The organism is Desulfoferula mesophila (assembly GCF_037076455.1).
Classification (GTDB): domain Bacteria; phylum Desulfobacterota; class Desulfarculia; order Desulfarculales; family Desulfarculaceae; genus Desulfoferula; species Desulfoferula mesophila.
The window spans coordinates 1,242,409-1,256,192 of sequence record NZ_AP028679.1 but is presented as its reverse complement, the minus strand read 5'-3'; the positions used below and the strand labels follow the sequence as shown (position 1 = coordinate 1,256,192).

The 13,784-nt window shown below is 63.0% G+C and carries 15 protein-coding genes; 14 read left to right on the top strand and 1 reads right to left on the bottom strand.

The window, feature by feature from the left end:
- Window positions 1-14: 14 nt before the first annotated feature.
- The 14 genes from AACH32_RS05475 to AACH32_RS05410 all read left to right on the top strand — a co-directional run bounded on the left by AACH32_RS05475 (window position 15) and on the right by AACH32_RS05410 (window position 13,279).
- A complete protein-coding gene (locus AACH32_RS05475; protein ID WP_338605772.1) occupies window positions 15-752 on the top strand; it encodes a ComF family protein in 738 nt (245 codons plus the stop codon).
- Between the two features lie 28 nt (window positions 753-780).
- Window positions 781-1,413: a signal peptidase I gene (gene lepB, locus AACH32_RS05470; protein ID WP_338605771.1), complete on the top strand. Its 633-nt coding sequence runs from the start codon at window positions 781-783 to the stop codon at window positions 1,411-1,413.
- A 14-nt stretch (window positions 1,414-1,427) separates the two neighbouring features.
- Window positions 1,428-1,919, top strand: coding sequence for a D-glycero-beta-D-manno-heptose 1-phosphate adenylyltransferase (gene rfaE2 / locus AACH32_RS05465; protein WP_338605770.1), 492 nt, complete (start codon window positions 1,428-1,430; stop codon window positions 1,917-1,919).
- A 65-nt stretch (window positions 1,920-1,984) separates the two neighbouring features.
- A complete protein-coding gene (locus AACH32_RS05460; protein WP_338605769.1) occupies window positions 1,985-3,019 on the top strand; it encodes a DUF2333 family protein in 1,035 nt (344 codons plus the stop codon).
- A gap of 9 nt (window positions 3,020-3,028) precedes the next feature.
- Window positions 3,029-3,223 carry a hypothetical protein gene (locus AACH32_RS05455; protein ID WP_338605768.1) on the top strand — a complete coding sequence of 65 codons (195 nt, stop codon included), beginning with the start codon at window positions 3,029-3,031 and terminating at the stop codon, window positions 3,221-3,223.
- Window positions 3,224-3,405: 182 nt separating this feature from the next.
- Window positions 3,406-5,130: an NAD+ synthase gene (locus AACH32_RS05450; RefSeq protein WP_338605767.1), complete on the top strand. Its 1,725-nt coding sequence runs from the start codon at window positions 3,406-3,408 to the stop codon at window positions 5,128-5,130.
- Window positions 5,131-5,240: 110 nt separating this feature from the next.
- Window positions 5,241-6,797 carry a nif-specific transcriptional activator NifA gene (gene nifA / locus AACH32_RS05445; RefSeq protein ID WP_338605766.1) on the top strand — a complete coding sequence of 519 codons (1,557 nt, stop codon included), beginning with the start codon at window positions 5,241-5,243 and terminating at the stop codon, window positions 6,795-6,797.
- A gap of 245 nt (window positions 6,798-7,042) precedes the next feature.
- On the top strand, window positions 7,043-7,813 hold the full coding sequence (locus tag AACH32_RS05440; RefSeq protein ID WP_338605765.1) for a TorF family putative porin: 771 nt from the start codon (window positions 7,043-7,045) through the stop codon (window positions 7,811-7,813).
- A gap of 72 nt (window positions 7,814-7,885) precedes the next feature.
- Window positions 7,886-9,229: an ammonium transporter gene (locus AACH32_RS05435; RefSeq protein ID WP_338605763.1), complete on the top strand. Its 1,344-nt coding sequence runs from the start codon at window positions 7,886-7,888 to the stop codon at window positions 9,227-9,229.
- A gap of 17 nt (window positions 9,230-9,246) precedes the next feature.
- On the top strand, window positions 9,247-9,588 hold the full coding sequence (locus tag AACH32_RS05430) for a P-II family nitrogen regulator (protein WP_338605762.1): 342 nt from the start codon (window positions 9,247-9,249) through the stop codon (window positions 9,586-9,588).
- 369 nt (window positions 9,589-9,957) lie between these two features.
- Entirely contained in the window at window positions 9,958-11,289 is a 1,332-nt protein-coding gene (locus AACH32_RS05425) for a glutamine synthetase family protein (protein ID WP_338605761.1), read from the top strand.
- Window positions 11,290-11,412: 123 nt separating this feature from the next.
- Window positions 11,413-12,237: a tRNA (adenine-N1)-methyltransferase gene (locus AACH32_RS05420; RefSeq protein ID WP_338605760.1), complete on the top strand. Its 825-nt coding sequence runs from the start codon at window positions 11,413-11,415 to the stop codon at window positions 12,235-12,237.
- A 32-nt stretch (window positions 12,238-12,269) separates the two neighbouring features.
- Window positions 12,270-12,695, top strand: a complete 426-nt coding sequence (locus AACH32_RS05415; protein WP_338605759.1) for a DUF1178 family protein — start codon at window positions 12,270-12,272, stop codon at window positions 12,693-12,695.
- Window positions 12,696-12,970: 275 nt separating this feature from the next.
- Window positions 12,971-13,279 (top strand): hypothetical protein, encoded by a 309-nt coding sequence (locus AACH32_RS05410; RefSeq protein WP_338605758.1) that lies wholly within the window; start codon window positions 12,971-12,973, stop codon window positions 13,277-13,279.
- A gap of 141 nt (window positions 13,280-13,420) precedes the next feature.
- Here the strand turns inward: AACH32_RS05410 and AACH32_RS05405 are convergent, their stop codons facing one another.
- Window positions 13,421-13,624, bottom strand: coding sequence for a hypothetical protein (locus AACH32_RS05405; RefSeq protein ID WP_338605757.1), 204 nt, complete (start codon window positions 13,622-13,624; stop codon window positions 13,421-13,423).
- Window positions 13,625-13,784: the final 160 nt, after the last annotated feature.

Here is a 13,784-nt window from a genome sequence, read left to right as displayed (position 1 = left end):
CTTTAGGAGAGACTATGGCCGAAGCGGGGGCGTGGTCGCTGGCCAACCTGGCCCAAGGCCTGCGCGACCTGATCTTCCCGCCCGCCTGCCCCGCCTGCGGCGGCCCGGTGGAGCCCGAGGCCTTTCTCTGCCCCGCCTGCGCCGAGCAGGTGCAGGCCCCCCCCGCCCCCGCCTGCCGCATCTGCGGGCGGCCCGGCCACGCCTGGCACTGCCCGGCCTGCGCCGCCGCGCCCCCGGCCTTTGACGCCGCCCGCGCCCTGGCCCTGCACCAGGGGCCCCTGGCCGAGGCGGTGCGCGGTTTCAAGTATCAGCGCCGCTTTTGGCTGGGCCAGGGCCTGGCCCGCCTGCTGGGGGCCGCCCCCCGTTCCTGGTGGGCCACCGCCGACCTCATCGCCCCGGTGCCCCTGCATCCCCGCCGCCTGATTAGCCGCGGCTTCAACCAGGCCCTGGTCTTGGCCCAAGGCCTGCCCGGCGGCCAGGGGCTGGAGTTGGCCCCCCGCCTGTTGCGGCGAAAGCGTTATACTAGACCCCAGGTGGGCCTGGACCCCAAGGCCCGGCAGCGCAACGTGGAGGGAGCTTTCGCTCTGTCCCCGGCCTGGCGGGAAAAGGTGCCGGGAGCCTGGGTGCTGCTGGTGGACGACGTGTACACCACCGGGGCCACGGTGAACGAATGCGCCAAGGTGCTCAAACAGGCGGGCGCCGCGCGGGTGGAGGTGCTCACCCTGGTGCGGGCCACGGGCTGCGGCGGTTGATGCGCGGCCCCGACAACTGGAGGAAGGCATGAAAGAAGAACAGCCACCAAGCCAGGGAGCGCTCAAGCGTTTCCTGCGCGGCTGGGGCGGAGCCCTGCTGTGGGCCCTGGTCATCAGCGCGGTGCTCAGGGCCGGGGCGGTGCAGGCCTCCTGGGTGCCCTCGGGCTCCATGGAGCCCACCCTGCTGCCCGGCGACCACATGCTGGTCAACAGGCTGTGCTACGACCTAAAGCTTCCCTTCACCGACCTGGTGCTGGCCCCGCTGGTCGATCCCCGGCGCGGCGACGTGGTGGTTTTCAAGAACCCCCAGGGGCACGGCTCCGACTTCGTGAAGCGCATCGTGGGCCTGCCGGGCGAGACGGTGGAGATCCGCGGCGAGGTGGTCTACATCAACGGACGGCCCCTGGCCCATGACTGGGGCCGCTACGCGCCCCGCTCCCACGCGGGCGAGCGTTTCGGGCCCTTCACCGTGCCCCAAGGCAGCTACTTCATGATGGGCGACAACCGCGACAACTCCTATGATTCGCGCTTCTGGAACCAGGGCCGCGGCGGCTTCGTGCCCCGGCAAGAGATCGTGGGCCGAGCCGAGGTGGTGCTGTGGTCTTGGAAACAGTTCCCCATCAGCCTGCGCCTGGGCCGCCTGGTCCACGTTATAGATTGAGGCCGGAGCCGACCATGCCGGACACCAGCCAAAAAATCATGATCCAAGAGCGGGCCGTGGAGCTGGCCCGCGCCGCCCAGGCGGCGGGCAAGAAGGTGGTGTTCACCAACGGCTGCTTCGACCTGTTGCACGCCGGGCACGTGGACCTCATCGAGCGCGCCCGCGCCCTGGGCGATCTCTTGATCCTGGGGCTCAACAGCGACGAGGGGGTGCGGGCCCAGAACAAGGGCCCCGAACGGCCCATAGTGCCCGAGGCCCAGCGGGCCCGCGTGGTGGCCGGCCTGCAGGCGGTGGACGCGGTGGTGTTTTTCAGCCAGCCCACCCCCTTGGAATTGATCGAGGCCATCGCCCCGGACGTCTTGGTCAAGGGCGGCGACTGGCCCGAGGAAAAGATCGTGGGAGCCTCCTTGGTGCGCGCCCGGGGGGGCCAGGTTTACTCCCTGCCCCTGGTGCCGGGTCTGTCCACCACCGCCCTGGTGAACAAGCTCAAGTCTTCCCGCCCTTGACATACCCCTTTTTGCCGGGACAATAGAAAGGAGCGTACCGCAGCTTTCCCGGGGGAGGTGGCAAGATGAAAGCAGAGCAGACCGGCGATTCCCAATCGGGAGGAACCTCCTGGTTCAATCCCCTGGCCCAAGGCTTGAGCCCGTTGGGCCGCGCCTGGCGCGTGTTCCTCTGGGCCTTCTTGCTCTACGTGATCTCGGCGCCCTTTATCATGTGGTACGAATACGACCGCGCCTTCCCGCCCTTTTTCAATCCGGTCCCCGCCCAGGGGCAAGGCCAGGAGAATCAAAAGGCCGCCGTACCCGGCGAGGTGTTCACCGCCACCCTGGTCACCCTCAGCCAGAACATGCTGGAATCCTGGCTGCCCAACGACGCGATCTATCCCTCCGTGCTCCTGGACAACCCCCAGAACTTCCAGTTGGGCCAGTTGGAGATCATCCGCTACTCCACCCGGGTGCTCCGGGACAAGCTCTCGCGCCAGCGCACCACCGACAAGATCGATCCCCAGGCCGACCGGGCCTTCACCGATTTTTCCAACAACCCCCATCTTTGGATCTTCCCGGCGGCCGAAGCCAAGTTCGCCGACGGGGTCAAGGCGCTCAGGGCCTATGCCCAGGGTCTGCCCAAGAACGAAAGCCACTTCTATCCCCGAGCCGACAATCTCATCGAGCTGTTGGAGCAGTACACCAGCCTTTTGGGCGGGGTGGACACCCGGCTGGCCAACGCCCCCCGCGACGTGAGCCGCCGCCTGAGCGAGGAGACCGCCGGCGACAGCACCCAGCAGGGCGAACAGGTGGTCAAGGTCAAGGTGCCCTGGACCCAGATCGACGACAACTTCTATTTCGCCCGGGGCGTGGCCTACGCCATGTACGAAATGATGCTGGCCGTCCGCTGGGAGTTCCGCGAGGTTTTGCAGATCAAGCGCTCCGGCGAGTTGATGGACAGCATCGTGAGCGATCTTCGCCTGGCCGACTTCGAGCCGCTGATGGTGCTCAACGGCTCGCGGGATTCCGTCTTCGCCAATCACAGCCTCAAGCTCATGGCCACCCTGGAGAACGTGCGCCAAAAGATGATCAACCTGCAACAGATGCTGGAGCGTTGAGCCGGAACCATGGATAATCTGCCCTGTAGAGATTGCCTGTTTTGCGAGGAAGTAGAGCTGGAGCGGGAGCTGATTCGCTGCACCAACGCCGACGTGGCGGCCGAGTCCGGCTGGGAAGAGCTCTATTTCAGCCAAGGCTATTTGGAGCTGCCCCTGCCAGCGCCCGGCGAAAAGCCCTGCTTTTGGTTCGTGCGGCGCTCCTGAAGCCCACGGCCCCTGGCGAGCGCCATGCGCTCTTGCCCCTCGCCTTTTTTCCCTGAAGCATCGCCCCGCCCCCGCGCCGGCGGCCCCGCCGAAACCCTAGTAACGTAGGTATTTTTACCCGGACGCGCATGTATGTATAATCCCTTAAGGCCCCAGCCGGCTAACCTTAACGGAATACGATCATGCCCATCCTGCGAATCGCCCAGGCCCAGATCAACCCCACCGTGGGAGACATCAGCGCCAACCTGGCCCTGATCTGCGAGCAGGCACACGCCGCCCGGGCCGCCGGGGCCCATCTGGTCACCTTTCCCGAGCTGGCCCTCACCGGCTACCCTCCCGAAGACCTGCTGTTGAAGCCCCGCTTTTTGGCCGACAGCCGGGCGGCGATGCGCGAGTTGGCTAGGAACTGCTCCCAGACCAACATGGTGGTGGGCTTTGCCGACGCCGACCCGGAGCTGGGCCGCTGCTACAACGCGGCGGCGGTGCTCAGCCAGGGAGAGGTGATGGCGGTGTATCGCAAAAAAGAGCTGCCCAACTACGGGGTCTTCGACGAAATGCGCTATTTCGCGCCGGGAAACCAGTGCCTGCTGTTGGATCTGGGCCAGGTGCGCCTGATGGTGACCATCTGTGAAGACGTCTGGGTGGAGGGCGATGATTGCGAAATCTGCGCCCTGCGGCAAAAGGCCCAGGTGGTGCTCAACCTGTCCGCCTCGCCCTTCCACGCGGGCAAGCTGGACATCCGCAAACAGATCATAGCCCGCTTCGCCCAGAACACCGGTTCCTACGTCTGCTACAACAACATGGTGGGCGGCCAGGACGAGCTGGTGTTCGACGGCGGTAGCCTGGTCATCTCTCCCCAGGGGGAGACCGTGGCCTGCTCCCCGCGCTTCAAGCCGGACTTGCAGGTGGTGGACCTGGAGCTGCCGCCGGCGGTGGAGTTGCCCGACCTGGAGGACGCGCCCGGGGTGACCTCCCTGCGCCTGCCCCTGCCCTTTCCCGAACCCCCGCGCCCCAAGGCGCCTTACTGCGCCACGGAGATGGGCTATTTGGCCGAGACCTACGCGGCCCTGGTCTTGGGCACCCGCGACTACATGGGCAAAAACGGCTTCAAGCGGGTGGTGCTGGGGCTTTCGGGCGGCATCGATTCGGCCCTGACCGCCTGCGTGGCGGTGGAGGCCCTGGGCCGGGAAAACGTGACCGGGGTGACCATGCCCAGCCAGTTCACCTCCGGCGAAACCCGCGGGGACGCTGAACTCTTGGCCGCCAACCTGGGCATCAGGCTGCTCACCGTGCCCGTGGCCCACATCTACCACATCTACCTGGACGAGCTCAGGGAGGCCTTTGGCCCCGGCCCGGCGGGGGTGGAGCACGAGAACCTGCAGGCCCGCATCCGGGGCAACATCCTCATGGCCCTGTCCAACCGCTTCGGCTGGCTGGTGCTAACCACAGGCAACAAAAGCGAGACCGCGGTGGGCTATTGCACCCTCTACGGCGACATGGCCGGCGGCTTCGCGGTGATCAAGGACGTGCCCAAGACCCTGGTCTACAAGCTTTCGGATTATGTCAACCAGAAGGCCCGGCGGGAATTGATCCCCGTGACCACCATCGCGCGGCCGCCCTCGGCCGAGCTAAGGCCCGACCAAAAGGACAGCGACTCGCTGCCGCCCTACGAGGTGCTCGACCCCATCCTGGAAGCCTACGTGGAAAACGACCTGGTGCTGGACGAGATCGTGGCCCAGGGCTATGATCCGACCACGGTGCGCGACGTGATCCGCTTGGTGGACATCAACGAGTACAAGCGCCGCCAGGCCCCGCCGGGGGTGAAAATCACCCCCAAGGCCTTTGGCCGGGACCGGCGCCTGCCCATCACCAACCATTACCGGCCGGGCTTTGGCGCCAAGCTTTAAAATCTAAATTCAGCTACCAATATGTTATGCATTGCGCCCAAACATACCCCGTGGTATGTTTGGCCCCGGCAAGTTACTCTCCGGTTATACAAAAAGGTGACATAAAGATCATGAGCCCCAATACCGCACCTTATCAGCGCGAGGTCAAGGAGCTGTCGCTGCTCTTCGAGATCAGCCGGACCCTGGAGCGCAGCATGGACCTCAGGGACGTCGTGGCCCCGGTATTGGAGCTGATCTCCAATCATATGGGCATGATGCGCGGCACCATCACCCTGCTGAACCGGGAGACCGGGGAGATATTGATCGAGGCGGCCCACGGGCTTAGCGCCAAACAGCGTGAACGGGGCCGCTACAAGCTGGGCGAGGGCGTTACCGGCCAGGTGGTGCAGTCCGGCCGCGCCATGGTGGTGGAGCACATCGGTGACGAACCCCACTTCCTGGACCGCACCGGGGCGCGCAGCAAGCTGGACAAAAGCGACATCTCCTTTATCTGTGTGCCCATCAAGCTGGGCAACGAGGTGATCGGGGCGCTGAGCGCCGACCGCCTGTTCCAGAACACGGTGTCCCTGGAAGAAGACGTGCGGCTGATGAGCGTCATCGGCTCCATGATCGCCCAGGGGGTGCGCCTGCGCCAGGAGGTGATGGAGGAGCAGCAGCGCCTGCGCGAGGAAAACGACCGACTGCAGGAATCCCTGCGCGACCGCTTTCATCCTACTAATATAATTGGCAAATCCAAGGCCATGCAGATGGTGTACGACCTCATCGCCCAGGTTTGCCAAAGCAACACCACCGTATTGATCCGGGGAGAAAGCGGCACCGGCAAGGAGTTGGTGGCCCACGCCATCCACTACAACAGCTTGCGCTCCGCCAAACCCTTCATCAAGGTCAACTGCGCGGCCCTGCCCGAGAGCGTCATCGAAAGCGAGCTGTTCGGCCACGAGAAAGGCTCCTTCACGGGGGCGCACAACCAACGCAAGGGTCGCTTCGAGCTGGCCGACGGGGGCACCATTTTCCTGGACGAGGTGGGCGACTTGTCCCCGGCCACCCAGGTGAAGCTGCTGCGGGTTTTGCAGGAACGCGAGTTCGAGCGGGTGGGCGGCACCGAAACCATCAAAAGCGACGTGCGGGTCATCGCCGCCACCAACCGAGAGCTGGAAAAGCTCTTGGAAACCGGCACGTTTCGCCAAGACCTCTACTACCGGCTCAACGTGTTCCCCATCCACGTGCCGCCTCTAAGGGAGCGGGGCACCGACGTGTTGCTCCTGGCCAACCACTTCGCCGAAAGATTCAGCGAAGCCAACGGCAAGACCATCCGGCGCATCTCCACCCCGGCCATCGACATGCTCATGACCTACCACTGGCCGGGCAACGTGCGCGAATTGGAGAACTATATAGAGCGTGCGGTGATCCTGTCTTCCGACGAGGTCATCCACGGCCACAACCTGCCGCCCACCCTGCAGACCGCCGAAGCCTCGGGCACCCAGCACCAAGGCACCTTGAAATCCACCCTGGAAAACGTGGAAAAGGAGCTGATCGCGGACGCGCTCAAAAATTCCCGGGGCAACAAGGCCCTGGCCGCGCGCAACCTGGGAATCAGCGAGCGGCTCATGGGGCTGAGGGTCAAGCGGTATAGGATCGACCCGCGCAGGTTCCGTACGAAAAAGTAACTTACCCCTCATATTCATACAAATCGGTACCTTTTAATAGGTATCCAGCAGAGGCCCTTTTGAAGCCTCTGCTTTTTTTTATTTTATAAATCAACCTATTACATTAATTATCTCCACCGGTCCACTATATGGCACACACTTTGCCAATGCACAGGACCATAGGAAATCGGTATGGCTCCAGAGACTAGGCTGGTCGCTGGAGGATGAATCGAGAGATATCTGAAACGCATCAGGAAGGAGAAATCATGAGGAAACTGGCAATCACTTTAATCCTGGCCATCTGCATGGTCCTGCCCCTGGGTTTGGCCGGCGCAACCCCCGCCCAGGCCAAGCTGACCCCCACCGCGGACTTCGAGGTCGCCTTTAACAGCAAGTACGTATGGCGCGGTATCGTGGTGGTGGACGACTGGGTAGCCCAGCCTTCGGTCACCGCGGGCGTGGGCGGCTTTTCTTTCAACGTGTGGGGCGACTACATGCTCACCGATCAGAACGGCCGGCAGACCGAGTTCGACGAGATCGACCTGACCGCCGACTACACCTTTGAGCTGGGCAAGTTCAGCATCCCGGTGGGTGTCATCGTCTACACCTTCCCCGGTAGCGACGCTTCCGACACCACCGAGCTCTACGCCGGGGTCAGCTACGACTGGATCGTCACCCCCAGCATCACTATCTACCGGGACATAAAAGAGACCAACAGCTTCTACATCCAGGGCGCTCTGGACTGGTCCCACGACCTGCCCAAGCTTAGCGACATGGTCGGCTGGGCCGTGGGCCTGGGCGGCACGATCGCCTACGGCGGCACCGACAACAACCTCTTTTACTACGGCGCCGACCAGGACGGCCTGACCGACTACTCGGTCTACCTGACTGTGCCCTTCAAGATCGGCGAGTACGTGACCTTGACTCCTCAGGTGGTCCTTACCGGCTTGATTGACAGCACCATCCAGGACGCCATGGAAGGTGTCCAGGACGACAACAACATGTACTGGGGCTTGGTATTTTCCGCGTCCTTCTAGATCTTTTCAAAACTAAGGCCCGGCCAGAGGTAGTGGCTCCGGCCGGGCCGATTCCAAAAGGAGCAGTTAGAGATGATTAAGCGCGTGACGGCCTCTCTAACCACCCTAGTGGGCTTGGGAATGCTATGCGCCTTGCCCGCCTGGGCGGAAGAGGCGGCCAAGGAAGCCCCTAAAATCAGCGACATTGATACGATGTGGGTGCTCTTGGCTGCCTATTTGGTGTTCTTCATGCAGCCGGGCTTCGCCATGGTGGAGGCGGGCCTGACTCGCGCCAAGAACGCCGCCAACATCCTGGCCAAAAACTTCATGGACTTCGCCCTGGCCAGCATTCTCTACTTTATCGTAGGATATGCCTTCATGTTCGGCGAGGGCAACTCCTTTATCGGGATGACCGGATTCGGGCTTTCGGGCCTGAGCAACGGCACCCTGCCGATATGGGCCTCCTGGATGTTCCAGGCGGTCTTCTGCGGTACCGCGGCCACCATCGTTTCCGGTGTCATGGCCGAGCGGACCAAGTTCCCCAGCTACCTGGTGGCCACGGTGTTCGTCACGGGCATCATCTACCCCATCATCGGTCACTGGACCTGGGGCGGCGGCTGGCTGTCCTCCATGGGCTTTTTCGACTTCGCCGGCTCCACCATCGTGCACAGCACCGGTGGCTGGATCGGCCTGGTCGGCGCCCTCATCCTGGGCCCCCGCATCGGCCGCTACGGCCCCGACGGCAAGAGCCGGGTGCTGGCCGGCCACAACATCCCCTTGGCCGCCCTGGGCGTGTTCATCCTGTGGTTCGGTTGGTTCGGGTTCAACCCCGGCAGCCAGCTGGCCGCCTCGGGTACCGACAACGCCATCGCCATCGCCCTGATCACGGTCAACACCAACCTGGCCGCCGCGGCCGGTGCCATCGGCGCCATGGCCCTGACCTGGGTCACCTTCGGCAAGCCCGACCTTACCATGATGATGAACGGCGCCCTGGCCGGTCTGGTGGCCATCACCGCCCCCTGCGCCGTGGTCAGCCCCTGGGCCTCCATGGTCATCGGCCTCATCGGTGGAGGCATCGTGGTCCTGGGCGTCAGCCTGCTGGACAAGCTGCACATCGACGACCCGGTCGGCGCGGTTCCCGTGCACGCCTTCAACGGCATGTGGGGCACCATCGCCGTGGGTATCTGGGGCCAGAAGGCCCTGGGCCTGGGCAACGACGGCCTGCTGCACGGCGGCGGCTTCACCCAGCTGGGCATCCAGATCATGGGCACCGTGGTGTGCGCGGCCTTTGCCATGGCCTGCATGTTCGTGGTATTCCTGGCGGTGAAGGCAGTCATGGGCTTGCGGGTGAGCAAGGAAGAGGAAATCCGCGGCCTGGATATCGAAGAACACGGTATGGAAGCCTACTCTGACTTCCAGATCTTCACCACCAAGTAGAAAGCGGGGAAGATCACATGAAAATGATAGTGGCATATATCAAGCCCGAAAGACTAAACGACGTAAAGCAGGCCCTGTACGAGGCCGAGATCTTCAACATGTCGGTCACCAACGTCGTGGGATCCGGCCGCCAGCGGGGATTTTCCGAAACCTACCGCGGGGTGGCGCAGGAAGTGAACCTGCTCAAGAAGGTCCGCGTGGAGATCGGACTCAACGACGACTTCGTGGAGACCGCCAAGCAGGCCATCGTCAAGGGCGCCCGCACCGGCGAGATCGGCGACGGGGTAATCTTCGTGTTGCCCATGGAAGAGGCCATGCGCATCCGCACCGGCGAGGACGGCCCCCCGGCCATGGGCTAGCAGCCCGGTAAACCTCGGCTAACCCCGGCCCGGAAGGCTTGCTACCAAGCCTTCCGGGCCTTTATGATGTACATTAGTGAGTCCGGATCAAGCCAAGAGAGCCGGCGGGCCCACCAAATGGTAGGTTTATTTAAGGCCGTTCCTACCAAATGGTAGCCACCAACAACAGCTCGGCAAAAGGCTAAACGTCTAAACCTAGCTAAATCAGCCGGTTGAATTTTTTGACAAATTTGGCGCAGAAATTGCTTCGCCAGATACAAGCTACCAATTTGTAAAGTGCCGCGCCCGAGAACGTGGGACCGGACGGCTTCCACGATGTTTATTGCGGCCAAGGTCAAGCCAATTTAGTTCGCAAGGAGGAAAACGAGCATGGCAAAAATGACCAAGGAAGGCGTCCTGAAGGCGATCAAGGACAACAACGTCAAGTTCATTCGCCTGTGGTTCACCGACATCCTGGGCTTTCTGAAAAGCTTCGCGGTCACCCCTGGTGAAATAGAGCTGGCCCTGTCGGAAGGTATGGGCTTCGACGGCTCTTCCATTCAGGGCTTCGCCCGCATCGACGAGTCGGACATGGTGGCCATGCCCGACCCCGAGACCTTCGCCATTCTGCCCTGGCGCAGCAAAGAGGACGGCGCGGTGGCCCGCATGTTCACCGACGTGCTCAACCCCGACCTGACCCCCTACGTGGGCGACCCCCGCTACATCCTCAAGCGTCAGCTCAAAAGGGCCGCCGACATGGGCCTGACCATGAACGTGGGACCGGAGCTGGAGTTCTTCTACTTCAAGGACAGCAACGGCACCGAGGTTCTGGACCGTGGCGGCTACTTCGACCTGACCCCCCTGGACGTGGCCAGCGACCTTCGGCGCGACACCATTCTGTCTCTGGAAAAACTGGGTATCACCGTGGAGTACAGCCACCACGAGGTGGCCCCCAGCCAGCATGAGATCGACCTGCGCTACACCGACGCCCTGACCATGGCCGACAACGCCATGACCTACCGCCTGACCGTCAAAGAGATCGCCATGAAGCACGGCGTGTACGCCACCTTCATGCCCAAGCCCATCTTCGGCGAGAACGGCAGCGGCATGCACGTGCACCAGTCGCTGTTCAAGGGCAAAAAGAACCTGTTCTTCGACAAGAAGGACGAGTTCGGCCTGAGCCCCGAGGGCAAGAGCTACATCGCCGGCCTGCTCAAGCACGCCCCCGAGTTCTGCTCCATCATCGCCCAGTGGGTCAACAGCTACAAGCGCCTGGTGCCCGGCTATGAGGCCCCGGTGTACGTGGCCTGGGCCCGCCGCAACCGCTCCGCCCTGGTGCGCGTGCCCATGTACAAGCCCGGCAAGGAAGCCGCCACCCGCTGCGAGCTGCGCTGCCCCGACCCCTCCTGCAACCCCTACCTGGCCTTCGCGGTGATGCTGGCTGCCGGCCTCAAGGGCATCGAAGAGAAGTACGAGCTGGCCGCTCCGGTGGAAGAGGACATCTTCGAGATGACCCCCAAGGAGCTCAAGAAGCACAAGATCAACTCCCTGCCCGGCACCCTGGGCGACGCCATCCAGCTGACCGCCAAGAGCCAGCTGGTCAAGGAGACCCTGGGCGACCACATGTTCGGCAAGTTCATCGAAAACAAGACCGCCGAGTGGGACGCCTTCCGCACCCACGTGACCGACTTCGAGCTGAACCGCTACCTGTCCATCCTGTAGGACCGCTTAGCATCGCACCCGCCGGGGGGCCTTCGGGCCCCCCGCTTTTTTTGCCCCGGGCCTTCCCAAGCACGCGCGCATGGGCTATAAAGCTTGCCAGTCATTCGCACTATAGGAGGCACCTTGCCGCGGCAAAAATCAACCCCTCCCCATCCGCCGGGCACCCATCTGGTCCTGGTGGACGAAAAGGACCGGCAATACCTGATCCAGGTGCCCGAGCCGGGGCGCGTGCTGCGCCTCAAGGGCGAGAACCTGGACCAGGAGACCGTGGCCGGCCTGCACGACGGCCAGTTGCTGGTCACTCCCCACCACCGCCGCTACCTGGTGTTTTTGCCCACCATGGAGCAGTTGGTGATGAACATGCCCCGGGAGGCCCAGGTTATCTACCCCAAGGACCAGGCCCTCTTGCTGTTCTACGGCGACGTGGCTCCGGGCATGGAGGTCATCGAGGTGGGGGTGGGCCACGGCGCCTTCAGCATGGCCCTGTTGCGGGCCCTGGGCCCGGACGGCCGTCTGTTAAGCTACGATTTGCGCCTGGACCACCTGAACCGCACCCGCAAAAACATCGGCCTGTACCTGGGGCCGGAATACCTGGAGCGCTGGGAGCCGGTCCTGGCCGACCCCATCGCCGAGGGCTTTGGCGGGCACACCTGCGACCGCCTGTTCACCGACATTCCCGAACCCTGGCAGCTCATCACCCCGGCGGCCGAGGCCATCGCCCCCGGCGGCATCTGGGCGGCCTACATCCCCACGGTGCTGCAGCTCATGCAGCAGATGGAGGCCCTGAGCGCCGAGCGCTGCTTTTGCCTGCCCACCTCCTTTGAGACCTTGCAGCGCTACTGGCACGCGCGCCATCCCTCGGTGCGCCCCAAGCACACCATGCGCGGCCACACCGGCTTCATCGTCACCGGACGCCGCCGCTGGCTGCCTCCGGCCCAGCCCGACTAGCATGGCCACCTGGCCTGTGATACAAAGGACTTATGATAGTCTTCGACCTGCAATGCGACCAGGGGCACTCCTTTGAGGGATGGTTCGACGACCTCAAGGATCTCCAGCAGCAGATAAAAAAAGGCCTGGTATCCTGCCCGGTCTGCGGTGGCAGCCAGGTTCGGCGGGTGCCCTCTTCCTTTGGCATTGCCAAGTCGCGCGGCGTCACTGACCAGGAAAAGGCGGCCCAATTGCTGGGCCGCTCCCTAAAGCGCTATATCCAGGAAAACTTCGAGGACGTGGGCCCCCAGTTTGCCAAGGAGGCCCTCAAAATCCACTACGGGGCCAGCGAAGCGCGCAACATCCGAGGAGTGTCCACCGACGAGGAAGAAAAGATGCTCCAGGAAGAAGGGGTGGATTTTTTCAAGTTGGGCGCCCCCCAGCCCGCCCCGTCCGAAAGGGACGAAGACGAAGACTAGGCCTGCCCTCCCCGGCGCGGCGCCAAAACGCCCAAGCAAAATACTCAGTTGACGGCCTCTGCCCAATAAGATAACATTCCCAACGCCAATGTCCTGCCTGTTTTGTAGCGTCAAACGCCGCAACGCATTTTCACCAATGGTTCCCCGAGCTCCCCATCAACCTGTCTGGGCTAGGGGTATTTATCATATTGTTTTGAGCGCCGCCCAATCAGATAAAACGCTGTCAGGGCTGCAACTTGGCCTACAAAAACAGGCTAGCGCCTTGGAGTGGCATCATGGCCCCGTCCTACAGTTTAAAAATCTCAACCAAGTACACCATCCTGACCTTTTTTTTGAAATCGGGACACGCAATCAGCGGCGAGTTCCACGTGCCGGAGGACACCAGTTCCTCCATTCGCCCTTCCGATGCCCTCAAGGGGGTCAACGACGGGCTAAGGGGGACAGGCAACTTCATCAGTTTGTGCAATGTCACCGTGCGCGATCAGGAGGGCCAAGAGCGCCAGGTGGAATTTGTGCAGATCGCGCGCGACGCCATCGCCTGGGTAGAGTTTCCACCGAATTTTCATTGGCAAAACAACAAATAATATTGCCTGCCTTAGCCGGGCCAACGGCGGGTCGGGGTTTGGTGGCCCAAGCGGCGGGCCGCTTGGGCCTTTCGCCCGCTGGCCTCCCCAACGAAAACGGCGTGAAGGGCTTGTTGAGCAGCCACGAGTAGGCCGCGTTTTTCAGGCGGTCCGGCCCTTGTCGCCGCTATCTTTTCCTTTGGCGCCCCGGGCCATGGCCTCCACCGCGCAAGGCGCGTTCTTGGCCACCAGGCGCCCCAGCTTGGCGCAATACAGGGCCGCGAAGGTGCGGCAACTTCCCGCTCCGTCCACCGCGTTTTCCTTGGGGAAGCCCGCCTCGGGGCAACTAAGATCACACCAGCGCATGCATCCTCCTCGCTAGGTGGGGCAGCTTGAATTTAGCCACCCGCGCGGCGGCGGTCAACCCCTCGCGGCGGTTGACAAAAAACATCGCCCTTGATAGCTTGAAAAACTGGATTTTCAACAATCTACGGGCGGGTGGCCAAGCCCGGCCGGGAGGCATGAG